Source organism: Pedobacter rhodius, from assembly GCF_027213645.1.
GTDB lineage: Bacteria > Bacteroidota > Bacteroidia > Sphingobacteriales > Sphingobacteriaceae > Pedobacter > Pedobacter rhodius.
This window is the reverse complement of sequence record NZ_JAPWGL010000003.1, coordinates 936,799-960,772: the sequence shown is the minus strand read 5'-3', so window position 1 is coordinate 960,772 and position 23,974 is coordinate 936,799. Positions and strand designations below refer to the sequence as shown.

The following is a 23,974-nucleotide window of genomic DNA, read 5'->3' as shown; positions in this document are numbered from 1 at the left end:
GACCAGAGTCCAGGCTTGTAAATCACTATCTTTTATAATTATTTTAATTTGCTTAGTCTTTCTGCTTTTAGCTCAGAGAACCAACATTTATAATATCAGCAAAAACACCGGCGGCTGTAACCTCTGCGCCTGCGCCAGGGCCCTTTACCACTAAAGGCCGGGATTTATACCGGTCTGTTGTAAACGAAATAATGTTATCACTTCCCGAAAGCATATAAAAAGGATGACTATCATCAACCATTTGCAGGCTGATTTCTACATTGCCATCTTCCAACTTACCGATGTAACGTAAAACTTTTCCGCCATTTGCAGCCTGATGTTTCAAATCTTCAAAATAAGCTGCATTTCTCTGTAATTCTGAATAGAAATCCTCAACGGATGTTGCTTTTAAACAAGCTTCAGGAAGAATATTATCGATTTTCACATCAGCGGCCTCTAAGGGATAACCTGCATCGCGAGCCAGGATTAACATTTTACGCATGAAATCCTTACCGTTTAAATCATCACGAGGGTCGGGTTCTGTATAACCTAATTCCTGTGCCTCTTTAACAGTTTCATAGAAACCGGCTTCGCCTTTAAAGTTGTTAAAGATATAAGAAATGGTTCCCGACAAAATCGCCTCAATGCGGGCAACTTTATCACCACTCATCATCAATTCTCTTAAAGTGCGGATAATCGGTAAGCCTGCACCAACATTGGTTTCGTAATAGAAATCTACACCAAATTTACGGGCTGTATCTTTGAAAGATTTATACTGCGCAAAATCTGCAGAATTTCCTTTTTTGTTGCAGGTAACTACGGAGATACTGCTTTCGAAAATACCCTGGTAAAACTCAATCGGTGATTCTGCTGCGGTATTATCTACAAAAACACAATTTGGTAAGTTAAGCGCTTTCATGCGCGCCACAAAACCAGCCAAATCAGCTTGTTCGCCGTTGGTGTTTAGTTCAGTTTCCCAATCGTCAAGCGATAAACCCTCCGCATTAAAAATCATTTTGCGGGTATTGCTGATTCCGGCAACCTTAACCTGCAAATCGTTATTCGCCGCAAGGAAAGGCATTTGCTCTCTCAACTGGTTGAATAAAGTTTTACCGATATTTCCCGTTCCCAAACAGAAAATGTTTAGTGTACGTTTCAAATCAGTAAAGAATGCATCGTGAACCGCATTTACAGCCTTTGACAAATCAGATGCGCTGATGATTACGGAGATGTTATATTCCGACGAACCCTGTGCGATCGCCCGTACATTGATACCATTTCTACCCAAAGCGTTGAATAATCTTCCGCTCATCCCAGGGGTACGCTTCATGTTCTCGCCTACAATTGCCAGAACAGCCAAATTATTTTCAACCTCTGGTAAAGCCAGTTTGTTGGCATCCAGTTCGAGTTCGAACTCTTTTTTAATTAAAGCGATCGCCTGACCGGCATCGGTTGGTTTTACCGCAAAAGTAATGCTGTGCTCTGATGAAGATTGTGTAATCAACACCACGTTAATCTGCTCGCGGGAAAGCAAGGAAAACAATCTTCCGCTGAAACCGGCTTTCCCCACCATACCGCTTCCGGTCAGGTTAATGATGCTGATGTGGTCAATTGATGATATGCCTTTTATTGGTAAGCTGGATGCTTTCACATCGCTTTTTATATAAGTTCCCGAAAAATCAGGTTCAAAAGTATTCTTAATTACAATCGGAATTTTCTTCATGAAAGCCGGAATCATCGTTGGCGGATAAATCACTTTCGCCCCAAAATAGCTTAACTCCATTGCTTCTGTATAGCTTAATTCAGGCAGAGAAAAAGCCTTTTTTACGATGCGTGGATCGGCCGTCATCATACCATTAACATCCGTCCAGATTTCTATTTCTTCGGCATTTAAAGCTGCGCCCCAAACGGCTGCGGTGTAGTCAGAACCCCCTCGGCCTAAAGTAGTTACGCGGCCCGCTGCATTGCTCGCAATGAAACCCGTAACAAATAAAACTTTGCTTTTATTCGCCTGGTAGAAATCATTAATCAAAATTTCTGTTAGTTCGGTATCAACCTTTGCCTGTCCGAAATTGCTGTCGGTTTTTATCAGTTCTGAACCATTTACATATAATGCTTCGGCAAATTGTTGCGAGGCGATATGTGCAATCATGAAAGAGGAACAACGTTCGCCGTAACTTAAAATCTGGTCTTTGGTTTGCAAACTCAATTCACGGAGGTTCGTTACCGCCTGTAATAAATCTTCCAGCTCGTTAAAGAAGATTTTTAAGCGGGTAAACACCGGATTTTGTGCCGCTGCCGGTAAAAGCGAACGGATAACTGCAAAGTGTTTTGCCTCAATTTCTTTTAAACTCGCGTCGTAATCTTCCCCGCGTTCGGCCCTTTCGGCCATATCGGTTAGCAAATTGGTTACGCCACTCATTGCCGATAATACAACTACCGGGTTGCTCTTTAATTTTTCTTTGGCCACTATGCTCAGCAGCGTTTTAATGTTCTCGGCCGAACCTACGGATGTGCCGCCGAATTTTAATACATTCATTAGTTTATTGGTTTTAACTAAAATTTTCAAGGCTTTTAATTTTAATCTGTTTTGCGCCTGTTATTCATTTAGTTTGGGTTAAAAAAAAAGCGCCCCGATTTGTGTCGGGACGCTTTCTGTGTTTTTTATGTTAATTCAATTTACAACAAATTAGCCCCGCTGGTTTATCCCGGTGGTCATAATAATCGTTGTAATAATTGAAGTGTTAAAAGTCATTGCTCTTGGTGTATTTTGTACACCGTAAAGTAGCAGATTATTTTTCTTAAATGCAAACAATTTTGAAATTTATTTGAAAATTTTTTAATAAAACGTTTAATCAAATGAAATAGCCGCATTTTATGAACCGAAAACTAATTCGGCCAATTCGCTATAAAAGATAAGCCGTCATCCGACAGTTATCGAATGCAAAAAGAAATGATGAAGCAATCTTAAGCGGTGGGTTTTTAAATCCCCTCCTTTTTTAAGGAGAGGTGATTGTACGGCGGGGGTAGTTAATCAGTAAGCTTTTTATTACCAGAAAAGGTACAGCAGCAATTCTTCGGTTAGAGCAGTCCTGCCATTTGCTGCAATCTTTTTGGATGCTGTAGTCTTTCCTAATTCCGTCATTGCGAGGAGGAACGACGAAGCAATCTATTAATATTAGTACGCCAAAAAGTATTTCCGCGTCTGTCAGGTTTAATTAAACTCGGGTTGCGGTACTATTTGAGTTTGTTGCTGTACTGCGGTTTAGGTATTTTGTAATTCCCCAATTGAGGGATGCCAGCAGGGCGGGGTTGGTTATTATTGAATCAAATGAATATAAATTTGATTTGGAAAAAATGCTGCAACTCCTAAAATAATAACAGTTAAATATTTCTTGCGAAAAAACAGTATAAAGGCTGCAATAACCGCCATAAATAAAACAACGCTTATACAAATAAATGGGTTAGCCACTTCGTAAAAAATACTTGCAGGAATAAAATCACTAACCAGTTGAAATTTAATCTGAATTATTGGAATAATATTGTAAGCCAATAAAATAATAGAATTAATATTGTTAAAGATATAATGGCAAAGGTTTTAAGGTTCTTATTTGCTGTCATTCATTTAAAACTAATGAAAATTTATGGAATCCCTGCCTTTTCAGAATCATAAATGAAAATCAACTTCATGAAATCGCTTTACATCATTTTATTACTCTCCATTTCTGGTTTCAATTCTTACGCGCAAGCAGAACCTACAATACGGTTAAGGTGTTCCGCGACAATTTCAGATAACCAACCCCTTTGGATAATGGTGTTTAAAAAGAAAAACTACGTCTTGAAAAATGAATTTACCAATGCAATTAACCCAAACACCATTGAAAAATTAGATGTATTAAAAGATGCTGCGGCAACAGCACTATATGGAGTTCGGGCAGCAAATGGTGTTATTGTCGTTACGATTAAGAAAACTGAATCCGTAAAAGAATATAAACGACTGAAACTTTATTTAACGAAAGTGTGATTCTATTTCCTTACCCCGATATAAATCTCCACTTCTGAATCTGCGCCCTGCTGAGATTTTTCTCCGTAAACTTCAAAATCTGCATTATAGGTTCTATATAAGGCGATATCGTTTGCCCAGATTTCCTGCCAGGTTTTAATTACAGCATCAGGCATCTCTCCTTTTGCTATATATTTAAAAAGCTTTTCATTTTTAATTTCCCTGCCAACTAAGCCTTCCGGAATATCATCCAACGTGCTCACCCGATGCCCGATAATGGTCGTGTATTTTCCCGTGTAGTCACTTTCGTAGTCGGTGTACACGGCATAAACTTCTTCGCGCTCTTTATTAGGCGTTCTATTGAAAATTTCTTCACGGTAAAAACGCTGCCAGAGCTTGCTTAAATCAGTTGTGGCCTGATTATTTTGATTAGTGGTTTCAACGGAGATGCCGATAATTTTGAAGTTTTCCATGGGTTAGCTTTTAAACAAAGATACGATGCAAAGTAGCAAAAAGGCGTTTCGTGTAAAATTCAGGCCGCCATGTATGTTTAAATTATTTTTAATGTAGTTTTAATTATGTTTTATGTAAAGAATTTATAAGCCCACAAAAGTAATATATACGTTACATTATATTTGTTTTAAATCAGACATCAGGGACTAATCTTACTAAACCATGAAACAAAACTTAAAAAAAATTGCATTGATTGCAGCCATTGCTGTTGTAATCGCATCCTGTAGTAAAAAAAATGAAACGCTAACTCCTGAAGCACCATTGGCTAAAAACGGAGACCGGGTATTACAGCACATTAAAAATCTTGGATTCCCAGCGAGCAGTATTATAGAAGGTGGAAACGAGTATATTGTGGAAGAAGATATTATTTTTCCTAAAAATATGGTCGTTCCTGCTAGTTTTACCGGTGCAAATACAGAACAATATTATACCGGAAGTATTGTCAACAGTACAAACAAATTAAACATCAGGGTTTTTGTAGACCCTTCGATGACTTCTATGAGTAGTGAAATAAACAACGCCATTGCTCAATGGAATGGTGTATCCGGCTCTACTCTTCGCTTAAATATCGTAACTGCTGCGCCATATGATATCCTGATTAAAGATGAAAACCTGGGTAACGGCGTTTGTGGTCAGGGGCAATTCCCATCCAACGGACAGGCAGGTGCACTGATTAAAATCAATAAGGCATACATTGCCGGAAATTCATTTGCTCAGCGTGCAAGAACCATATGCCATGAATTCGGTCACTGTATTTCATTCAGGCATACCAACTGGGCTGCCCAAGGTGAATCAACAGCTACAAACGTACCTGGTGTACCGGGAACAGATGCATCATCGCTAATGAATGGCGGGCAGTGTGGTTCTGGTGCAACGGTATTATCACAAAAAGATAAAGATGCAACTGCATCGCTGTATTAAATCAACCCGATAGTATAACCAAAATTAACTAACCTCGTCCCTAATGTATTGAGGAATAAAAAAAGAGCCTGTATCATTACAGGCTCTTTTTTTATTTGATTGTTGGTAATCATTTAAAAAGTTCGGGATATATTTTCCCATCCATTGCAGGCATATCAATACCTGTAAGTTTGGTTATAAACGGGGCTACATCCACCATATTCATAACCGGGATAACCACACCTTTTTTTAGGCCGGGGCCGAAAGCGACAAAACCTGTTTGAATTTGTTTATGATCCGGATAAAAACCATGGGTACCTTTTACCCGTGCAAATTTTTCAACTTCAACATCACTTTTATTATTAAAAGTGGTACCGTTGATGCCGCTAAGCGCAAGCAGCACATTTGGGTCGGCACCAATTTCGGCAAGTTTTGTTTTAGTTATCACCTGGTAGTAGTGTTTAACGGAATCGGGCTGTTCGGCCAATATCGTTTCAACTTTACTTAATGTAGCCTTATCGTTCCTGTTTTTTAATTGCAGGAACGATGACCCGCCCGACGAGTGGAATTGCGCTTTCCAGTTACCTGTTTTAATATCTGTCATCAAACCGGCCTGCTTCAACAGGTAATTGGGGCTAAAACTTTGATAGATATTCTCGAAACCATGGTCGCCCAAAATTATAATTGCGGTTTCATCGGCTATATTCGCACGCTTTAAACTTTCAGTTAATGTTTTAACCGCCCTGTCGGCTCCGGCGACAGCTGCCTTAACCATATAGTGCTCACGACCATTTTCATGCTCATAATGATCGGTACAGGCCAGGTGAAGCGCTAAAAAATTAGGCTTATACTTCTTGATGATATAGCCGGCCATACGGGCTACGCTTTCATCCTGTACCAACTCGTCGTTAGTTGCATTCAAATCATCGGCTTCCAGTATGCCTGTGGCATTTTCCTGCACTTCTTTCCATAATGATGCCGGTTGAGTTGCGGCAGCCGTATATTCCCTGGCATCGTTCATGTCCTTATAATTCCAGTATTCGGGTATCCTGTAATCTATCGGGGCATTAACGGTTACCGGCCAACGCACGCAAGCGGTGGTTTTGCCTGCTTTGTGCATGGCATCCCAAAGTGTAGGTGTCTTTATTAAACTATAATCCCAGTACCATTTTCCGGTTGCGCCTTCGGGTTCAAATGGTGTGTTATAATAAATGCCATGTTTTGCCGGTGTAACGCCTGTTATCATGGTGGTATGATCCGGGTAGGTAACCGAAGGAAAAACCGGGTTTAAGCCTTGGGCAGAAACACCGTTCTTCATCAATTCTCTTACCGTAGGCATCGCATAAGTACTATCGAGGTAAAACTCGGGCCTGAAACCATCTATTGTAACCAGTATAACATATTTTGCGGGTGTGGTTTGTGCCTTTGTGCTTTGTGTAAAGCTTAAAGCAATATATAAGGTTGTAAGCAGGCCGTATATAGTCGTTTTCATTATTTTGTCTGATTAAAATCCATATCTTAAACCTACCTGGAACTGGTAAGGATTTCCACTTAAGCCTGATACACCGGCGTTTGTATTAACTGTGTATATATATTGTTTATTAGTCGCATCAAAGCTTTTAATATTATATAAAGAGGTTGCGCCAAGGTTATGGTTTACGCCCTTATTTTTATTTAATAAATTGCTTACGTTAAACAAATCGACTGATATTTCAAGGTATTGTTTTTTAACAATCTCAAGCTTTTTAATCAGCCTTAAATCAATAACACCATAAAACGGGTTAATACCACCATTACGTTCAGCAATCTTACCAAAGCTTCTTGTGATGTAATCTTTCATACTTTGCTCAACCTTAGGGTTGTTTAGGATAGCATTTATACCATCTTTAAGATATTGCGGGGTAGAAGCAGCATTAGGATCATAAACATATGCCAGGTCGTTACTTGCAACAAAATCGCCGTTTACGTTACCGTTAACATTCAAAGAATACCTTGTGCCGCTTATGCCCGAAAACCTTACACCCAAACTAAACCCGTAAAATGTAGGCGAACTGCCATAGGCAACAATCTTGTTTCTGAACTGGTTATCAGAATAATTAATATCGCTCAGGTTGCGGGGATCATCTTTTGTATATTGTACCAGCGTAGCGGTGTTGGCAACGTTGCCATTGTAAGATGTATTGTCTTTGGCCTGGTTCCATGTGTAGGATACTGAGATTTCACCTTGTTTATAGTATCTGTAGTCTGCATCAAACACAAAAGCCATCTGGTTATTTTTACCTACACTTTGCAGTTCCAACACACGGCCAACCTCCGTGGTTTTTCTTCCCTGTGTCCAATCTGCTGTACCATTTGTCGCATTGATGGTGCCAGCCGGTACATAAACACCACGGTTATCTTCAGCAGCGATGCGGAAGTAAGGCTGTTCCGCCATGTTCCTGTCCAGGTAGGTGTAGTTATTGCGACCAAGACTTAAATAAGCGCTTGCCGTAACCCTGAAATTTTGTGCAAAGAAGTGCGAATAGGAGAAGTTCGCTTTATACACAACCGGTACTTTAGCATCTTTACCATTCATATTAATGGTTGCCAGCTTGGGTACTGAAGGGTTATTAAGCAGATCGATACCCGGAGCGGTTGTAGGATCCTGCCTGTATCCGGGAAAGTTTGGTTTAGGTATTAAGGCAGCCGTTGTAATATCGACACCAACCAGATGAGAACCATCAAACAGCATATTATTAATCATAGAATACGGGTTAAGCGCAGAGCCTAAAATACCTCCGCCGAGTCTGATGATATCTTTACCTTTCTGGCCCACATCCCAGGTGGCCTGCACCCTTGGCTGTATTTGAAAGGTTGCCAGCTTATTAGATGTATTTAATCCAAGTGTCCGAAAAACCACTTCATTAAAATTTGCCCGGTCCAAATAGTTCGTATAATCGACGCGGATACCGGCGGTAAGGTCAAATCCCGGGAATATAGCAGTTTGCACCTGCGCATATAAGTTTGGCGCAAGTATGTTAAACTTTATATTCTTATCCGAAGAAGTATAGATGTCTCTTGCATAACGATATGCATTAAGGTTTTCAAAATTGGTTAAACCGGTAATGAAGAATCGGCCGTTTGTTTCACTGCCGTAAATGGAGTTCTGGTTGGTAAAAGTTAAGCCGCCACCAAATGTAAAGTTATATTTTCCTTTTGTCCAGTAGATGTTATCCGTAAGCTGCACCACATTATTGTTAAAATAATCGTTGCCATAGCGCTGCCCGCCTAATTGTATAGATGTGTTGTACGTTGTACCATCTGATGCTACTGAAGGTATATTTTGTATGATGGCACGTGGGATATTATCTGAAGGTAGCTGGCTGTTTGCAAATAGTTTATTGTACTCCCAGTAATGCTGAATTTTTAGTTCATTGGTTAAATCAGGATTAAGGATACTGCGCAATGAGGCCATTATGCTGTTATTCATACTTTTGCGGGTACTATATACCTCATAAATATTAATGGCGGTATTATCACCATCTGATTGGTTGTCCAGATCGTAAATAAAGTTATCGCGTATGGTGAACAGGTTTTTAGCATTGATCTGCCAGTCGATACGGGCAAAACCTGCATGCGTATTTTTAAATTTATCAAACTGCCCTACCTGCGGCGAATTTGCCACACCATACTTGCTTCTTGCAATATCCAAAAATTTATCCAGGGTAGCCTGGGTTACATTATACCGTTTTTCATCATCGGCAGATTGGATGTTGGCAATGTAAAGCGGCCTCGAATCGGCCTGATGATCCCAGGCAACAAAAAACTGCGCCTTATCCTTAACAATAGGCCCGCCCAATGAAAATCCGTATTGATAGGTAGAAAAAGATTGGTTACGCTTTACACCATTTAACCCATAGGGACTTGATAACCAGTTGGTACGGGCGTAGCTGAAGGCGCTTCCCGAAAGCACGTTGGTACCCGATTTGGTTACGCTGCTTATTGTACCGCCACCGGCATTACCATAAGTTACATCGTACTGGTTGGTCACCACCTGAAACTCCCTTACTGCTTCGAGCGATATCGAGTAGGCACCGGTTGGCTGCCCGCCAGAAATAGTACCCCTGGCTGCCATACCATCAATAGTATAGTTAGTCGCCGAAGCCAGCTGCCCGCTTAAACTGCTGCCCGTGCTGAGTGGCGACAGATCGGCAAGGCTTGTAAAGTTTCGGCCGTTTACAGGTAACTTTGCGATATCCTTCGCCGTTACCGCTGTGGAAGATCCTATATTCTCTATTTTATTACGGGTTGTAGAAGCTTTTATCTCAACAGCATTTAACTCCTGAGCTTTTTGCTCCATTACAAACGATACCTGTAGCAAATCGCCCTGGTTTAAGGCGAAACCCGTTTGTTTTTGTGTTGCCAGACCCATTACTTCTATCGTAATACTGTAAGGTGAACCCAGTGGCAACTCCTTAAGCAAAAACGTACCTTTAGAATTAGAGGTCGTTTTGATTACAAATCCTGTAGATTCGTTTTTGACCGTAATGGTGGCATCAGATAGCAAGGCACCATTTGTGTCGGAGATTTTGCCGGAAATGCCGGCCAAATTGGTTTGTGCCATACTTGCGGCCACAAACAGTAAGTTAAACAAGCATACGATCCATGCCGTTCTGAGGAATTCTTTTTTTACACTTAACATTTTGCAGGGTTTTTAGTTAAGCGCAAAGGTGTACCGGATAGATTAAGGGGATATTGGCTAAAAATTAACCTTATGTAGTGATTTGTTTAATTAATAATTAAGGAATTAATAAGCCTTCTGCACGGAAGCATCGTTAAATTGGCATGCCGGGATTATAACCTATACATTGACTTACCTTCATATACTAACACGAATAAAAATCAAAAGAAGACTTGTCGGATTGATTGTGTAGCCGTATGAACCCTTAAGTAGTTTGCGGAAACCGGATCCCGAAATGCCAGGCAACGTGTTTTCTGCCCGTTATTGTGATTTACTTTTTAAAGTTAACTTTTCAGGTAGGGCTTTTATTGCGGAGAGGGCGGGATTCGAACCCGCGGTACCTTGCAGTACACACGCTTTCCAAGCGTGCTCGATCGACCACTCTGACACCTCTCCGAGTAGGATTGCAAAAGTAAATTTTTTATTGATATCTCATCAAATTAATATCAAAATAATGCGTAGAAAATTTTTGATTGAAACGGAGTTTCTTCGGACGTCCTTCGGATATCAGACGGAACTGTGACAAATATGCCCGACCAAAGTCTGTATTAACTGCGATGATTTTACGATAAAAATTTGTCGACTGTCGGTAGCGGTTAATATTTTAAACAGAAAACAGCACATAAAAAAAGCGCCTCATTTTCATGAAGCGCTTCGCAGTAATGTTATGTAAATTAATCTATAACCGTAATCTTTAACATATTGGTTTTACCCTTTGCTTCCATCGGAATGGCAGCGGTATTGATGATAATATCACCTTGTTTAACCAGTTTTTTGCTTTTTAAGAATTCATTAACCTCAATAATGGTATTATCGGTACTTTCAAATTTATCATAGTAAAAACCCCTAACGCCCCAAAGTAAGCTTACGGCATTTAATAATGCCCTGTTGCTGGTAAAGATGAACGTTAAAGCTTCCGGCCTGTGGCTCGAAATTTCAAATGCAGTGTAACCACTCAAAGTCATCGAAACAATACCAACCGCATTGGTCTGCTTCGCTAAGAAACAAGCAGAATCGCAAATTGCATCACTTAGGAAAGATGGTGATTTTGGTTTTAAGAACTTATCCGGATTGAAAGGGTAATTATTCTGCTCAATGTTCTGGATAATTTTCTGCATCGTTTCAATAACGATTAACGGAAACTCACCAACTGAGGTTTCACCACTTAACATAACCGCATCAGCACCATCAAGTACTGAGTTCGCCACGTCATTTACCTCGGCACGGGTAGGACGAGGCGTTGTGATCATACTTTCAAGCATTTGCGTTGCAACGATAACAGGCTTTGAAGCTGCCCTGCATTTGGCAACAATCATTTTTTGTAATAACGGAACTTCTTCCATCGGACATTCAACACCCAAATCGCCGCGGGCAACCATAATACCGTCAGTAACAGCGATAATTTCATCGATGTTCGCAATAGCTTCCGGTTTTTCTATCTTAGCAATTACACGGGCGGTTTTACCGCGCTCCGCAATTATTTTTTTAAGTTCGATAATATCTTCAGCCTTACGAACAAAAGATAATCCAATCCATTCCACATCATTTTCAAGAACAAACTCTAAATTTTCACGATCTTCCGGCGTTAAAGACGGAATGGAAACTTTGGTATTCGGAAGGTTTACACCTTTTCTGGAAGTTAAAATACCACCATGAACAATTTCGCAGACTACTTCATCTTTCAAATTGGTAGAAATCACCTTCATCTGAAGTTTTCCATCATCCAATAAGATGATTTCACCGGCCTGAACATCCTGGGGAAAGTTCTGATAAGTGATGTAAATGCGTTCTTCATTACCTATGCATTCGTTGGTGGTAATTACGGTTTTTGAACCGTTAATCAGGTTAATACCACCTTCTTTAACCAGTCCGATTCGGATTTTTGGGCCCTGTAAATCGGCAAGAATGCCAACATTATAATCGTATTTTTTGTTCAGATCGCGAATGGTATCTAAAACCGCCTGATGATCTGCCTGAGAACCGTGAGAGAAATTTAAACGACAAACATCTAAACCGGCATTAAACATACTATATAATACATCTGGTTTAGCTGAAGCGGGGCCGAGTGTGGCTACAATTTTTGTTCTGGAATGAAAAGGTTTCATTTAATAATTGATTTAGCAATGCTGTATGTTGTTCTAATTAACTACCTAAAATTAATTAATTACCGCATTAAATTTTATATATATATTGTTTTGTACAGTTTTTTATAACCCTCAAATATAGTGTATTTAATACACCATGTATATAATTTTTATATTACCAAATTTTCTTTCGATTTTAATTTGGCAGGATCAATTTTCGCAGCCACCTGTATATCAGGTAGTTTATTTAATCCGTTTATCAAATAATTTAAGTCTTCCTTATCAATAAATTGTTTTATTATGATAAAAAAATCCACATTACTCATTTCCGGGACCAGCACACCGTCGCTGCTTTTATTACTGATTAAATAATATTCCACCTCCCCCTGTTCTACAAAAAAGTAATATTTAGAGAAAAACCATGCCGGTTCATCAATGTTAAAAAATATTTCATGATCTTCCACTTTTGCAAACTGCGTGTTTAAACGCGTATTAATTTTGTGGCATAAAATATAATCTTTAAGCGGTGCCGTTATCGCAATGAGTATGAAATCAAGGTCTAAGGTTAATTTCAGATAAGTTTTATTCAAGTCGAAATAAATTATTTACAGAACGAAATTAAAAAACTAATTCTATATTCGCTTGTTATTTGAGAGCCAAATTTAGGTGTCGAAATAAAAACATTTGAAAATTGTAAGAATTTATTTTTCTTTGCACAGAATTATTTAACCATTAAATTATAAAATTATGTCTGATATTGCTTCAAGAGTTAAGGCTATTATCGTAGAAAAACTAGGTGTTGACGAAAGCGAAGTTACGCCAGAGGCTTCATTCACCAACGATTTGGGTGCAGATTCTTTAGATACCGTAGAATTAATTATGGAATTTGAAAAAGAATTTAATGTAGCTATTCCTGATGATCAGGCTGAAACCATCGGTACAGTTGGTCAAGCGATTGCTTATTTGGAAAAAAACGTTAAATAGAATTACGCTTTTTCAGTATAAATGGAATTAAAAAGAGTAGTAGTAACAGGGTTGGGTGCGCTCACTCCTATAGGCAATAATGTTCCAGATTTCTGGGAAGGATTGACTAACGGGGTGAGTGGCGCTGCTCCTATTGTGGGTTTTGACACTGAAAAGTTCAAAACCAAATTCGCTTGTGAAGTAAAAAACTTTAATCCGGAAGATTTTTTGGAGAAAAAGGAAGCCCGCAAGCTTGATCCGTTTGTACAATATGCTTTAGTAGCAACAGATGAGGCTGTAAAAGATGGTGGTTTTGATTTTGAAAAATTAGATACCAATCGAATCGGCGTAATCTGGGGTGCTGGCATAGGTGGATTGAAAACTTTTTTAGATGAAATTTCGAATTTCGCTAAAGGAGATGGTACACCAAGATACAATCCATTTTTTATTCCTAAAATGATTATAGATATTGCCCCGGGGCATATCTCTATCAAATATGGCTTGCGCGGGCCAAATTTTGCAACTGTTTCAGCATGTGCTTCTTCTACAAACGCAATGATTGATGCATTTAACTATATCCGTTTGGGTATGGCAGATGTAATCATCAGCGGTGGTTCCGAAGCCATTATTAACGAAGCAGGAATGGGTGGCTTTAATGCCATGCATGCATTATCTACACGTAACGACGATCCGACAACAGCTTCCCGTCCTTTCGATAAGGATAGAGACGGTTTTGTGGCAGGTGAAGGCGCAGGTACAATTATTCTGGAAGAACTTGAACATGCGAAGGCAAGGGGTGCGAAAATTTATGCAGAACTTGTTGGCGGTGGTATGAGTGCTGATGCAAATCACATTACAGCACCACATCCCGAAGGTTTAGGTGCCAGAATGGTTATGACCAATGCCCTGAAAGACGCTGGTTTAACAACAGCCGATATCGATTACATTAATGTGCACGGAACGTCTACACCACTTGGTGATATCAGCGAAACCAAAGCCATTGCAGATCTTTTCGGTGAAGATGCCTACCGTTTAAACATCAGTTCAACAAAATCGATGACCGGCCACCTTTTGGGTGCTGCAGGTGCTATTGAAGCGATTGCCGCAATTCTTGCTGTTCAAAATGATGTGGTACCACCCACAATCAATCATTTTACAGATGATCCGGCATTTGATCCTAAACTAAACTTTACATTTAATAAAGCACAAAAACGTGAAGTTAGGGCAGCTTTAAGTAATACTTTTGGTTTCGGTGGTCACAACGCATCTGTAATTTTTAAAAAATACGAAGATTAACAAAAAGCCACGCTATATAATTTTGTATGCTAATTAAAAATAGATAACTTAGTTAAATATGCTGATTAGCCATTAATTGTGTTATTTATTTAATGCCGATATTAAAATTATATAAACTTTATCTTTCTCCTGAAAAGGAGTTCGTTAAAAAGCTAAAAAATATTCTTGGTTTTATCCCGGGGAATGTAACGCTGTATGAAATGGCGTTCAGACATCGTTCTGTAGCTAAAGTTTTAAAAAACGGCACGCGCAGTAGCAATGAACGCCTGGAGTTTTTAGGTGACGCTGTATTAGGATCCGTAATCGCCGAATTGCTTTTTAAACACTATCCTTACAAAGAAGAAGGTTTTTTAACCGAAATGCGGTCTAAAATTGTAAATCGGGCGAACCTGAATCAGCTGGCAAAAAAAATGGGTTTTGACAGGTTAATTCAATTCGATCAGCGCTCTGTCAGCATTCAAACCAAACACAATTCTATGCTGGGCGATGCTTTTGAAGCCATTATCGGAGCCATTTATATGGATAAGGGTTATAATTTTACAAAAGAGTTTCTATTACGCAGAATTGTAAAACCCCACATAGACATCCATACGCTTGAACTTACTGAAACGAATTTTAAAAGTAAGCTGATTGAATGGTGCCAGCGCCATGGTAAAGATGTACTCTTCGAACTTGCCGAAAACGGAGAAGGTGAAAGTGCAAAATTGTTTACCATAAGTGCAATGGTTGAAGGTGAAAAAGTGGGTACCGGCCGGGATTATAATAAGAAAAATGCAGAGAAGCTTGCCGCTGAAAAGGCTTGTGAAACACTAGCTATTTAGGGGTAACTGTTTAAATTGCTAAATTGTTTTATTGTTGAATGGTCACGCAAAACGCTATTTCGTTGTTCGTTTATTCGTTGTTTTTTAGAACTATCTGATTGAAAACGAAAAATGCTATTTGGTTATTCGTCGTTCGTTTATCGTTTATTCGTTTAGAACTATTTACTGAAAATGCAAAACGCCGAACGAAAAACTAATCATTTATAACCTCTTACCTCCCTTTACCTAAGGTATCGGTAAATTTCTTCGACGATTCTTTAATATACTTAATGTAATCATAGCTATTCCAATACTGTGCTTTTTGATACTCCGGGCGATAATCCAACATATACTTTTCTAAAGTGTCGCCTCTTAACGTCGTATTATTTTTAATAATGGTCTGATTAAAATAGGTATCTATTTGAGATTGTTTGATTTCATTGTCTGCATACCTGCTAAATCTTCTGGCATTTTTGGGTTCTTTTCCAACCAGGTTGTAAAGACCATTTAAAGGATTGAAAATTGCAGATAGAAACGATGATTTGCCGCCATTATACACCCCCTTATTTTTGAATTCCCTCTTAATATCAGCTAAATCCTGTTTTTTAGTACTACCGATAACAGTTACTTCATTCAGCATGGTGCTGGCCCGGATTAAATAAATCAGGATATCCTGTTGCGCTTTTATCACAATCCTTTGATCATTCAGATAGGTTTTTGTAATTAATAGCGTATCGCCAACGGCAACTTTTATCTGAAACATACCCAAATCATTACTGGTTACGCCAGTCTTTGTACGCTGATTTGAAATGTTGGCTAAGGCTACTCTTACGTTTGCACCTTTTTCAAAAACCACTCCTTTAACAATAAATTCCTGGGCTTTTGCAGATCTAGACAAGCTGAACAAGCAAAAGATAATCAAGAAAAGAAAGTAACGGAATTTCATCTATACAGTGTTTTTTGTAAAATTAACAATTGTTAATCAGGTAAACTGTTAAAAAAACGTTAATAAGCTGCTAAAGTTTTAAGGATGTCCCATTTGGTTTTATTATACATTGCCATTCCGGACTTGCTGTGTTTCTTTATCAGATAAAAAAAGCCGGAATATGATATCCCGGCCCAACTAAAAAAAACTAAAATTTACTTTGTATTTCTAGATTTCAAACTATCAAGCTCACGCCTCAACTGCTCAATCTGTTGCTGCTGTTCTTTTATGCTACCAACTAAAAGCGGAATCAAACTTTCATAATCTATTTTAGATAGGGTTGCCGTTCTGGACGCATTTTTCCCGGTAGGATAATCTTTGGCAGTTATTTTGACCAGTTCCGGCAAAACTTTTTGAACATCGGCAGTTACAAATCCCAGTTGGGTTTTGCCCGATATCTTCAACTTTTGCGCCCATTTAGCATCATAGTTAAAGCTAACCGGTTGTAATTGCGATATTAAAGAAACTGAATTGTTTAAGGGTTGAATATTGGTTTGCGCAACTTCCTGTGCGCTAACTTTTAATGCTGTGGAAATGAAAAGTACCACAAACATCATTGAAATTGAAGTTTTCATTTTATTTTACTATTTAAATACGAATAGATATCCTCCCGAATTAAGTTTCGAAAAGAGGAATGAATTAAAAGCTAAGTGTTATGCTTTTAAAGATGGTGGAGGTGTTAAAACCTCAGGAAAATAAGTCGAGAAAAAGCTGTTTTGAGGCCGTAAAACTTTCCCCTTTAATTGTACAGGAGCTTCCAAATCCCGGAGAATGGAAACATTGGCTTCGAAATATTCAGTTTCGACTTTCTTCTCTTCTTTCTCTGTTGAGTTCTGATTGTCGAAATTGTACTCGATATTTTTGAGTGGTTCAATGAAAACAGATACAAGCCCGCTTGTTTTGAACAATAAAGCTATTGCAAAAAAATAAACTAGGAAATATTTTAAACGACCTGATTTCATTACGGCAAATATAAGCGCCCCGTTCAAATGAAACAGCAAACATTCGTTAAAGTTCTGTCAGAATTCTAAGCATTTCTGCAGTAACCACTTCAATATCTTTTAATGCTGTTCTCCAATTTACAAAAGCCGCTCTTATTCCTTTCTTTCCGTTATAAAAGGTTGGTGTCATAAAAACTTTGCCTGTGGTGTTTAATTTATTCAGAAAATCTGCAACCAAATTTTCCTCAGCTAAAGAAAAACAAACGGTATTTAACCTAACAGGGGCAAGTAATTCAAAACTGGAATTTGTTTTTATGAAACCCGCAAAAAGTTGAGCCAACTCTACATTGCCATTTACAATTTCTTCATAACCGGATTTCCCATAACTCATTAGCGTAAACCAGGCAGGCAATGCTTTTAACCGGCGGGAGTTTTCAGGCAGAAAATTCAGGTAACTAAAATTCTCCATAGGATTACCCAGGTAGGCTGCATTAGAATTCTGAAAAGTTTCGACTTGTAAAACCTGATGTTGTTCTTTTACCAAAAACACAGCACTTTCATAGGGAACATTTAACCACTTATGACAATCTATCGCAATACTATCAGCATTTTCCCAGCCCTTAACCAAATGGTTATACTTTGGAGAACAAGCTGCAAAACCACCGAAAGCAGCATCAATATGCCACCAGAAACTGTACTTATCTCTTAATTTATTTATGGCTTCAAAATCATCAAAATCTACCGTATTTACAGTACCCGCACTTGATATTAAGATGAAAGGTTCTCCATTCAGTGCCTTTAGTTTCAATTCTAAATCGTCCACATCAAGTGCTTCACGATTTCCCTGAAGTACATTAACCTGAATAAAATTACTGCTGCCCAGGCCCAGCATTGCTAAAGATTTTATTGCTGATGAATGTGGTGTTGCCGATAAAACAGGTACATTTCCTGAAACACCTTCCCTGGCAAAATCTTTTCCAAATTGTTTACCAATCCATTGTCTGGCAACGGCTAAACAAGTAAAATTTGATAAAGTTGCACCGGTTACAAAACCACCTAAAAAATTTTTTGGCAAATTAAATAATGATAATAATAGCTGAATGGTTTCCAGCTCTATCAACGCAGATACGTCACCATTTCCATTTGCAGACTGGGTACTCTGGTCATAGATGGTCGATAACCAGTCGCCAGCTATTGCAGCAGGTGTGGTTCCGCCAGTAACAAAACCCCAGTAACGCGGGCCTGAAGAAGCAACCATTACAGGCTCAAAGCGCTCATTAAATTGCTTCAAAGTATCAATTGTTCCTAAACCCTGAATAGCTAAATCTGTATTAATCTGAACCTCAGTTTTGCCGGAAGTGGACCTTTCATGAATATGCTTTAAATAAGTAACACCCTGTTGTTTTACTTCATTAAGTATCTGCTCGAGAGTTTGATTATCATTGTTTAGATGATTCATAATAGTTAGGTTCAGAATATATTATTCAAGCGTAGCATTAAAACGAGTGATATAAATCCCGCTATAAAGAGCGGTTCATGCTTTGCAATAGGATTAAAATATCGCCTTTGCAATTTTCTTGGTTTGCTCTGGTTTACCCATAGTATAAAAATGCAATACGGGTACTCCAAAATCCATTAGTTCTTTACATTGTTTAATCATGGCCTCCGTACCGATTTCCTTCGCTTCAGCGTTGCTTTTCGCATGAGATAAGGCATCTGTTAACTCCTCTGGCAAATCAATATGAAAGATTTTCGGCAAAACATTTAGCTGCGTAAGCGTACTGATTGGTTTTAACCCAGGGATAATTGGCACATTGATATCATTCTCCCTGCATTTTCTAACAAAATCAAAGTATTTCTGATTATCGAAAAACATTTGCGTAACAATAAATTCTGCACCCATCTCAACTTTCTTTTTCAAATATTTGAAATCAGTATTCAAGTTTGGTGCTTCGAAATGCTTTTCCGGATATCCGGCAACACCGATACAGAAATCGCTTTTAAAAGTTTCAATATCCTCGTGCAAAAATTTCCCTTCGTTATGGTTTTTAATGTGCTCGATTAAATCTGTCGCGTAGCAATGGCCACCTTTTGTCGGGATGAAAGCCGTATCTGCAGAACGGGCATCGCCACGCAAAGCCAAAACATTATCAATACCTAAAAACTGTAAATCGATTAAGGCATTTTCAGTTTCTTCTTTGGTAAAGCCACCGCAAATTAAATGCGGCACGGCATCAATTTTATATTTATGGATAATCGCCGCACAAATGGCAATTGTACCAGGCCGTTTTCGGTACGAAACCTTTTGCAATAAACCGTTTTCCTGTTCTTTATAAATATAATCTTCCCTTAAAGAAGTTACATCAATAAATGGCGGATTAAACTCCAGCAACGGGTCGATAGCATCGTAAATCCACTGAATACTCTGACCTTTTATTGGTGGTAAAAGTTCAAAAGAGAATAAGGTTTTACCCTTTGCGTTTTTTATATGATCTGTAATTTTCATTTCTGTGTTGCGTGTTGTTTGTTGTGGGTTGCCTGTCTGTGCGCGAAATAAAAAAATGATTATCTGGAAAGTTGTTGATAATATTTAATGAAACCACTTAATAACTTCCTTGTGATTTCTAATTTCGCTAATAAAGTACTCAGCAATGCATCATTTATATAATTTTGGTCTGCTGCTATGTAAATCTGAGTTTCTAATTCATATAATGATCCTCGGGAAATAAAAAAAAATTGAATGCTATCTTTAGAATGATTTCTTCCACAGCCTTCTGCAATATTCGAAGCAATAGATACAGCACATCTTCTCATTTGACTTATTAAACCGAACATTTCATCTTTAGGAAATAATTTAGTGGCGTTGTAAATTTCATTCGCCAAAACTCTCGCTTCCTTCCAAACATCCAAGTCTGTATATGCTTTTTTTTCCTTTTCCATTTTACCTCAACAATATCCTAATAATATTTTTTAAGCACCCAAACGAGCAACAGATAACAGGTAACTGGCAACAATTAATAAGCAAGGTTAGGCGAAAGCCACCGCTCCGCTTCTTCAACCGACATCCCCTTCCTGCTTGCATAATCTTCTACCTGGTCTTTAGTAATTTTGCCTAAACCGAAATACCTTGATTCAGGATGTGCAAAATAAAAACCACTTACTGCGGCCGTTGGGTACATGGCGTAACTCTCTGTTAAATGTAAGCCGATTTGATTTTCAGCATCAAGCAGGTTAAATAAAGTGCCTTTTTCGGTATGTTCCGGACAAGCAGGATAACCTGGTGCAGGGCGAATACCAGCATACTCTTCTTTAATTAACTCCTGGTTACTCAGGTTTTCATCTTTGGCATAACCCCAGTATTCTTTACGCACACGTTCGTGCATCCGCTCGGCAAAAGCTTCGGCCAACCTATCGGCTAAGGCTTTCGCCATAATACTGTTGTAATCATCGTGGTTATCTTCGAATTCCTTAACAAGTTCATCAATACCAATACCGGTTGTTACGGCAAAGCCTCCAAAATAATCCTGAATTCCGGATGCTGCCGGAGCAATAAAATCTGACAAGGCATAATAAGGTTGCCCATCTACTTTTTCTGCCTGCTGGCGAAGGGTATGTATAGTTACCAGTTTAGAGTTATCAGTTTCCGGTTTGGTGTCATCTGACAACTGATCAATGGCAACTGTTAACTGAATATCGTCTCCAACGGCGTTCGCCGGCCAAAAACCGATAACGCCCCTGGCCGTTAGTAATTTTTCGTCTAAAATCCGTTTCAACAAAACCTGCGCGTCATCGAAAAGCTTTTTAGCCTCATCGCCTACATTTTTATCATCAAATATTTTAGGATAACTTCCGCGAAGTTCCCAGGTATGGAAAAATGGTGTCCAATCGATATAAGGAACCAATTCTTCCAAAGGATAATTATCAAAAACCCTTGTTCCCGTAAATTCCGGAACCGGAAGATTTTGCTTAAAATCTATTTTAAATTTATTTGCCCTTGCCTCTTCAAGTGTTTTGAAACGTTTATCAGAACGTTTATTCAAATGTGCTTCACGGGCTTTTTCGTACTCCGCTTTAATACCGGCTACATAGTCGGCTTTCGTTTCCGGATTCATTAAAGTGCTGCAAACCGTAACGCTACGCGATGCATCTAAAACATGAATTGCCGGACCTGAATAATTCGGAGCAACCTTTACAGCCGCGTGAATACGGGAAGTTGTCGCACCACCAATAATCAAGGGAATAGTGAATCCTTCACGCTCCATTTCTTTGGCAAAGTGCACCATTTCATCAAGCGATGGAGTAATCAGGCCACTTAAACCAATGATATCGGCCTCAATTTCTTTGGCTTTTTTAATGATTTCCTGTGCAGGAACCATCACGCCCATATCTACAATTTCGAAGTTATTACAAGCTAAAACCACACCCACGATATTTTTTCCAATATCGTGGACATCGCCCTTAACAGTGGCCATTAACACTCTTCCGGCGGATGAATTCTGGTCCTGATCCGGATTATCCAACTTCTCCTGCTCAATAAATGGAAGCAAGTAAGCCACTGCTTTCTTCATTACCCTGGCCGATTTTACCACCTGTGGCAAAAACATTTTTCCGGCACCGAATAAATCCCCAACAATATTCATTCCGTCCATTAACGGGCCTTCGATAACCTGAATCGGGCGGGCATATTTCTGGCGGGCTTCTTCAACATCATCATCGAGATATTCTACGATACCTTTTACCAGAGAATGTGAAAGTCGTTCTTCAACAGAACCTTTTCGCCATTCTTCATCCTTAACAATTTCTTTCCCTTTTGATTTTACGGTATCGGCATATTCCACCAAGCGTTCGGTTGCATCCTCCCTACGGTTTAAAAGTACATCTTCAACACGTTCTAAAAGTTCCGGCGGAATTTCCTGGTAAACCTCCAGCATACCTGCATTTACAATGCCCATATCCAAACCTGCCTGAATGGCATGGTAAAGAAATGCCGAGTGCATCGCTTCGCGGACAACATTATTTCCTCTAAAAGAGAATGAAATATTCGAAACCCCGCCACTTACTTTTGCATAGGGCAGGTTTTCTTTAATCCATCGGGTAGCATTAATAAAATCTACAGCGTAGTTGTTGTGTTCTTCTAATCCTGTCGCTACCGTTAGTATATTCGGGTCGAAAATAATATCTTCTGCCGGAAAACCGATTTCATGAACCAGGATATCATAACTTCTTTTGCAGATTTCTTTTCTGCGTTCGTAATTATCTGCCTGGCCTTGCTCATCAAATGCCATTACAACAACCGCAGCGCCATATTGCATAATTTTTCGGGCACTTTCGCGGAATTTATCTTCGCCTTCCTTTAAAGAAATTGAATTCACAATGCCTTTTCCCTGCAAGCATTTCAAGCCATTTTCAATAACCGACCATTTAGATGAATCGACCATGATAGGCAGTTTTGCGATATCGGGTTCGGAAGCAATAAGATTTAAGAACTTAGTCATTGCAGCTTCTGAATCGAGCATACCCTCATCCATGTTTACGTCGATAACCTGTGCGCCACCCTCAACCTGTTGCAAGGCAACGGCAAGTGCAGCTTCGTAATCGCCACCTAAAATCAATTTAGAGAACTTTGGAGAACCGGTAATATTTGTTCTTTCGCCAATATTTACGAAAATGCTTTCTGGCGTAATGGTTACGGGCTCTAATCCGCTTAAGCGCATGTAGGGCTCAATCTTCGGGATTTTTCTAGGCGCCGCCTTACGGGCATTTTTGGCAATACAACCAATGTGTTCCGGTGTAGTGCCGCAGCAACCGCCAACAATATTTACAAAGCCTGATTCGATAAAATCATCAACCAGGTGTGCTGTTTCATGTGGCTGCTCATCGTAAGCGCCAAATTCATTCGGCAAGCCTGCGTTCGGATAAGCGGAAACATAACAACCCGCTTTTGCGGCCAGTTCTTCAATATGCGGACGCATTTCTTTTGCACCCAATGCACAGTTAAAACCAATACTTAGCGGTTTTGCATGCATCACAGAATTTAAGAAAGCTTCAGCCGTTTGGCCGGAAAGTGTTCTTCCTGAAGCATCGGTAATGGTTCCCGAAATCATGATTTCGAGTTTACGACCAATTACTTCCTCATATTTCTTAATGGCAACAATAGCCACCTTTGCATTTAAGGTATCAAAAATGGTTTCGATTAAAAGCACATCTGAACCACCATCAACTAAACCGCGAACCTGTTCGTAATAAGCAGCCTCTAATTCATCGAAATAAACAGCCCTAAAGCCCGGGTCGTTTACATTTGGCGACATGGAAAGGGTACGGTTTGTTGGACCAATAGCACCTGCAACGAAGCATTTCCTATCGGGGTTAGCTGCCATAAATTCGTTCACAGCTTCTTTAGCTACACGGGCGCCTTCAAAACTCATTTCATAAGAAAGGTCTTCCATCTGGTAATCGGCCATGGAAATGCGCTGTGTACTGAAGGTATTGGTTTCAATAATATCTGCGCCAGAATTGAGGTATTCTAAATGTATGGCTTTTATAATGTCAGGGCGCGTGATGTTCAGCAAATCATTATTGCCCTTTACATCACAGGGGTGATTTTTAAAACGTTCCCCTCTAAAATCTTCTTCCGTTAAAGTATAGCGCTGAATCATGGTGCCCATCGCGCCGTCAATCACCAATATACGTTTTTCTAATTCTTCTCTTATGCTCATTTGTTGTTTTAGTAGCAAGTAGTTAGTATCGAGTATCAAGATTTCTGATAATACGACGTAACTGCAGATAATGA

At 39.2% G+C, this 23,974-nt stretch carries 19 protein-coding genes and 1 tRNA gene; 5 read left to right on the top strand and 15 right to left on the bottom strand.

The genetic code is table 11. From position 1 onward, the window contains the following. Positions 1-67: 67 nt before the first annotated feature. The gene (thrA, locus tag O0931_RS14295; RefSeq protein WP_269416245.1) at positions 68-2,518 is read right to left on the bottom strand and encodes a bifunctional aspartate kinase/homoserine dehydrogenase I; all 2,451 of its coding nucleotides are present in this window, start codon (positions 2,516-2,518) and stop codon (positions 68-70) included. Positions 2,519-3,298: 780 nt separating this feature from the next. Beyond that, a complete protein-coding gene (locus O0931_RS14290) occupies positions 3,299-3,532 on the bottom strand; it encodes a hypothetical protein (protein ID WP_269416244.1) in 234 nt (77 codons plus the stop codon). 120 nt (positions 3,533-3,652) lie between these two features. Here O0931_RS14290 and O0931_RS14285 point away from each other — a divergent pair, with 120 nt between their 5' ends. Further along, complete coding sequence (locus O0931_RS14285; protein WP_269416243.1) at positions 3,653-4,003, top strand: TonB-dependent receptor plug domain-containing protein; 351 nt, start codon at positions 3,653-3,655, stop codon at positions 4,001-4,003. Between the two features lie 2 nt (positions 4,004-4,005). On the opposite strand, the gene O0931_RS14280 is transcribed toward O0931_RS14285, so the two are convergent. Continuing rightward, complete coding sequence (locus O0931_RS14280) at positions 4,006-4,455, bottom strand: GyrI-like domain-containing protein (protein WP_269416242.1); 450 nt, start codon at positions 4,453-4,455, stop codon at positions 4,006-4,008. 202 nt (positions 4,456-4,657) lie between these two features. Here O0931_RS14280 and O0931_RS14275 point away from each other — a divergent pair, with 202 nt between their 5' ends. Further along, entirely contained in the window at positions 4,658-5,416 is a 759-nt protein-coding gene (locus O0931_RS14275) for a M57 family metalloprotease (RefSeq protein WP_269416241.1), read from the top strand. Positions 5,417-5,525: 109 nt separating this feature from the next. Here O0931_RS14275 and O0931_RS14270 read toward each other — a convergent pair whose 3' ends face one another. The 5 genes from O0931_RS14270 to O0931_RS14250 form a co-directional block, all read right to left on the bottom strand. After that, on the bottom strand, positions 5,526-6,887 hold the full coding sequence (locus O0931_RS14270) for an alkaline phosphatase family protein (RefSeq protein WP_269416240.1): 1,362 nt from the start codon (positions 6,885-6,887) through the stop codon (positions 5,526-5,528). A gap of 12 nt (positions 6,888-6,899) precedes the next feature. Beyond that, positions 6,900-10,076, bottom strand: coding sequence for a TonB-dependent receptor (locus O0931_RS14265; RefSeq protein WP_269416239.1), 3,177 nt, complete (start codon positions 10,074-10,076; stop codon positions 6,900-6,902). A gap of 350 nt (positions 10,077-10,426) precedes the next feature. Further along, positions 10,427-10,511 (bottom strand) — tRNA-Ser (locus O0931_RS14260). 278 nt (positions 10,512-10,789) lie between these two features. Continuing rightward, complete coding sequence (gene pyk / locus O0931_RS14255; protein ID WP_269416238.1) at positions 10,790-12,220, bottom strand: pyruvate kinase; 1,431 nt, start codon at positions 12,218-12,220, stop codon at positions 10,790-10,792. A 149-nt stretch (positions 12,221-12,369) separates the two neighbouring features. Next, positions 12,370-12,789: an IPExxxVDY family protein gene (locus O0931_RS14250; RefSeq protein WP_269416237.1), complete on the bottom strand. Its 420-nt coding sequence runs from the start codon at positions 12,787-12,789 to the stop codon at positions 12,370-12,372. Positions 12,790-12,946: 157 nt separating this feature from the next. On the opposite strand from O0931_RS14250, the gene O0931_RS14245 reads away from it, so the two are divergent. The 3 genes from O0931_RS14245 (at position 12,947) to rnc (ending at position 15,279) form a co-directional block, all read left to right on the top strand. Beyond that, positions 12,947-13,183, top strand: a complete 237-nt coding sequence (locus tag O0931_RS14245) for an acyl carrier protein (RefSeq protein WP_008508386.1) — start codon at positions 12,947-12,949, stop codon at positions 13,181-13,183. A 21-nt stretch (positions 13,184-13,204) separates the two neighbouring features. Beyond that, positions 13,205-14,458, top strand: a complete 1,254-nt coding sequence (gene fabF, locus O0931_RS14240; RefSeq protein ID WP_269416236.1) for a beta-ketoacyl-ACP synthase II — start codon at positions 13,205-13,207, stop codon at positions 14,456-14,458. 92 nt (positions 14,459-14,550) lie between these two features. Continuing rightward, positions 14,551-15,279, top strand: coding sequence for a ribonuclease III (rnc, locus tag O0931_RS14235; protein WP_269416235.1), 729 nt, complete (start codon positions 14,551-14,553; stop codon positions 15,277-15,279). A gap of 211 nt (positions 15,280-15,490) precedes the next feature. Here rnc and O0931_RS14230 read toward each other — a convergent pair whose 3' ends face one another. The 7 genes from O0931_RS14230 to metH all read right to left on the bottom strand — a co-directional run bounded on the left by O0931_RS14230 (position 15,491) and on the right by metH (position 23,900). Next, positions 15,491-16,204: a peptidase associated/transthyretin-like domain-containing protein gene (locus O0931_RS14230; protein ID WP_269416234.1), complete on the bottom strand. Its 714-nt coding sequence runs from the start codon at positions 16,202-16,204 to the stop codon at positions 15,491-15,493. A gap of 194 nt (positions 16,205-16,398) precedes the next feature. Next, on the bottom strand, positions 16,399-16,818 hold the full coding sequence (locus O0931_RS14225; protein WP_269416233.1) for a tail fiber domain-containing protein: 420 nt from the start codon (positions 16,816-16,818) through the stop codon (positions 16,399-16,401). 78 nt (positions 16,819-16,896) lie between these two features. After that, positions 16,897-17,205: a hypothetical protein gene (locus O0931_RS14220; protein ID WP_269416232.1), complete on the bottom strand. Its 309-nt coding sequence runs from the start codon at positions 17,203-17,205 to the stop codon at positions 16,897-16,899. Positions 17,206-17,251: 46 nt separating this feature from the next. Beyond that, entirely contained in the window at positions 17,252-18,643 is a 1,392-nt protein-coding gene (locus tag O0931_RS14215; RefSeq protein ID WP_269416231.1) for a pyridoxal phosphate-dependent decarboxylase family protein, read from the bottom strand. A gap of 93 nt (positions 18,644-18,736) precedes the next feature. Continuing rightward, a complete protein-coding gene (metF, locus tag O0931_RS14210; RefSeq protein ID WP_269416230.1) occupies positions 18,737-19,690 on the bottom strand; it encodes a methylenetetrahydrofolate reductase [NAD(P)H] in 954 nt (317 codons plus the stop codon). A gap of 59 nt (positions 19,691-19,749) precedes the next feature. After that, positions 19,750-20,124 (bottom strand): four helix bundle protein, encoded by a 375-nt coding sequence (locus O0931_RS14205; protein ID WP_269416229.1) that lies wholly within the window; start codon positions 20,122-20,124, stop codon positions 19,750-19,752. 74 nt (positions 20,125-20,198) lie between these two features. After that, a complete protein-coding gene (gene metH / locus O0931_RS14200; RefSeq protein WP_269416228.1) occupies positions 20,199-23,900 on the bottom strand; it encodes a methionine synthase in 3,702 nt (1,233 codons plus the stop codon). Between the last annotated feature and the right edge of the window lie 74 nt (positions 23,901-23,974).

What these genes read in the sequence shown, in the direction of transcription:
- O0931_RS14265 (WP_269416239.1), bottom strand. Translation starts at nt 10,076, where the DNA reads ATGTTAAGTGTAAAAAAAGAATTCCTCAGAACGGCATGGATCGTATGC.
- O0931_RS14225 (WP_269416233.1), bottom strand. Translation starts at nt 16,818, where the DNA reads ATGAAAACTTCAATTTCAATGATGTTTGTGGTACTTTTCATTTCCACA.
- metF (WP_269416230.1), bottom strand. Translation starts at nt 19,690, where the DNA reads ATGAAAATTACAGATCATATAAAAAACGCAAAGGGTAAAACCTTATTC.
- O0931_RS14220 (WP_269416232.1), bottom strand. Translation starts at nt 17,205, where the DNA reads ATGAAATCAGGTCGTTTAAAATATTTCCTAGTTTATTTTTTTGCAATA.
- O0931_RS14285 (WP_269416243.1), top strand. Translation starts at nt 3,653, where the DNA reads ATGAAAATCAACTTCATGAAATCGCTTTACATCATTTTATTACTCTCC.
- O0931_RS14230 (WP_269416234.1), bottom strand. Translation starts at nt 16,204, where the DNA reads ATGAAATTCCGTTACTTTCTTTTCTTGATTATCTTTTGCTTGTTCAGC.
- thrA (WP_269416245.1), bottom strand. Translation starts at nt 2,518, where the DNA reads ATGAATGTATTAAAATTCGGCGGCACATCCGTAGGTTCGGCCGAGAAC.
- O0931_RS14275 (WP_269416241.1), top strand. Translation starts at nt 4,658, where the DNA reads ATGAAACAAAACTTAAAAAAAATTGCATTGATTGCAGCCATTGCTGTT.
- O0931_RS14270 (WP_269416240.1), bottom strand. Translation starts at nt 6,887, where the DNA reads ATGAAAACGACTATATACGGCCTGCTTACAACCTTATATATTGCTTTA.
- O0931_RS14245 (WP_008508386.1), top strand. Translation starts at nt 12,947, where the DNA reads ATGTCTGATATTGCTTCAAGAGTTAAGGCTATTATCGTAGAAAAACTA.
- metH (WP_269416228.1), bottom strand. Translation starts at nt 23,900, where the DNA reads ATGAGCATAAGAGAAGAATTAGAAAAACGTATATTGGTGATTGACGGC.
- fabF (WP_269416236.1), top strand. Translation starts at nt 13,205, where the DNA reads ATGGAATTAAAAAGAGTAGTAGTAACAGGGTTGGGTGCGCTCACTCCT.
- rnc (WP_269416235.1), top strand. Translation starts at nt 14,551, where the DNA reads ATGCCGATATTAAAATTATATAAACTTTATCTTTCTCCTGAAAAGGAG.
- O0931_RS14205 (WP_269416229.1), bottom strand. Translation starts at nt 20,124, where the DNA reads ATGGAAAAGGAAAAAAAAGCATATACAGACTTGGATGTTTGGAAGGAA.
- O0931_RS14215 (WP_269416231.1), bottom strand. Translation starts at nt 18,643, where the DNA reads ATGAATCATCTAAACAATGATAATCAAACTCTCGAGCAGATACTTAAT.
- O0931_RS14280 (WP_269416242.1), bottom strand. Translation starts at nt 4,455, where the DNA reads ATGGAAAACTTCAAAATTATCGGCATCTCCGTTGAAACCACTAATCAA.
- pyk (WP_269416238.1), bottom strand. Translation starts at nt 12,220, where the DNA reads ATGAAACCTTTTCATTCCAGAACAAAAATTGTAGCCACACTCGGCCCC.